Source organism: Micromonospora sp. NPDC047620 (genome assembly GCF_043205005.1).
In the GTDB taxonomy this organism is placed as follows: domain Bacteria; phylum Actinomycetota; class Actinomycetes; order Mycobacteriales; family Micromonosporaceae; genus Micromonospora.
The window spans coordinates 1-1,355 of the sequence record NZ_JBIDDG010000121.1; the positions used below are offsets into that span (position 1 = coordinate 1).

1 protein-coding gene is annotated in these 1,355 nt (G+C 63.0%); it reads right to left on the reverse strand.

Features of this window, described 5'->3' with window-relative positions; genetic code table 11:
- The coding region (locus ACGF5C_RS34610; protein WP_393308612.1) for an AMP-binding protein at positions 1 to 1,355 on the reverse strand (1,355 nt) is incomplete at both ends.

Consider the following 1,355-nt stretch of genomic DNA (forward strand, 5'->3'; position numbering starts at 1 on the left):
CACCCACCGGTACCGGCCGTAGCCGTTCATCCAGCACGAAGAGTGCTGCTGGGGGTACCGGTGAGCCGATCGGTGGTGTTCCGGATTCAGGTGCCAAGGGTGGGGTTAGGGTGACGCACATGGTGGTTTCGGTGGGTCCGTAGCCGTTGATGACTGTGTGTTCGGGTGCCCAGCGGTCTACTACCTGGGCGGGGCAGGTTTCACCGCCGAGTATCAGTGTCAGCGGTTCCAGGTCGTGTGGCGTGAGCATTGCTGCAGCGGTGGGGGTTTGGGTCAATACGGTGACGTGTTGGGCGGCGAGGACGTCGTGGAAGTCGCTGGGGGAGAGGGTGATCGAGTCGGGTATGACGACCAGTCGGCCGCCGTGGAGTAGCGGGCTCCAGATTTCCCATACGGAGACGTCGAAGGCGAGTGAATGACACTGTGCCCACACCTGTTCCGACGCGGGTGTGGGGCCGGTGTTCAAGGTTGTCAGTAGTTGGGTGACGTTGCGGTGAGTGGTGGCTACGCCTTTGGGGATCCCGGTGGTGCCGGAGGTGTAGATGAGGTAGGCGATGGTGTCCGGGCGTGGCGCCGGGAGCGCGGTGCTGGGTTGGCTGTGGATTGCGGGGTCGTCGACATCGATGATCGGTATGTCGATTCCGTCGAGTCGTCCGGCCAGATCGGCGGTGGTGATCACGGCCGCCGGTGTGGCGTCGGCAATCATGAATTCGATTCGTGCTCTTGGGTGTTCGGGATCGATGGGCAGGTAGGCCGCCCCCGTCTCGAGTACCGCGGTGATGGCGGTGATGGCTTGTGCCGAGCGTTGCATCAGTAGCCCGACCACGCATCCGGGACCCACACCGTGGCCGCTGAGCAGGTGCGCCAGCCGATTCGAGGTCTCGTCCAGTTGCCGGTAACTGTATGAACGATCGCCGCAGCTCAACGCTGTCGCGTTGGGAGTGCGGGCGACCTGTTCGGCGAACAGTTTCGGCACCGACTTCATCGACGGTGGGCGCGTACGCAATACGGCACGGTTGCCGATCTCGTCCAGCCGGGTGTGTTCGGTCTCGTCGAGCAGATCTATCGATGACAGTGGTTGTTCCGGGTTGGTGGTGACGGCGTTCAGTGTTCGTTCGAGCCGTTGGATGAGTGTCTCGATGGTGGTGGCGTCGAAGATGTCGGTGCGGAATTCCACTGCTCCGCCGAGTCCGGCGGGTTCGCCGGTGTCGGTGAAGCGTTCGCCGAGGGAAAACGCTAGGTCCATGCGGGCGGTGTGGGTATCCACCGGAAGCGAGGTGATCTGGAGGTCGTCCAATACCAAACCGGCTGCGGGGTCGTTGTTTCCGGTGAAGTTCTGCCAGGCCAGCAGCACT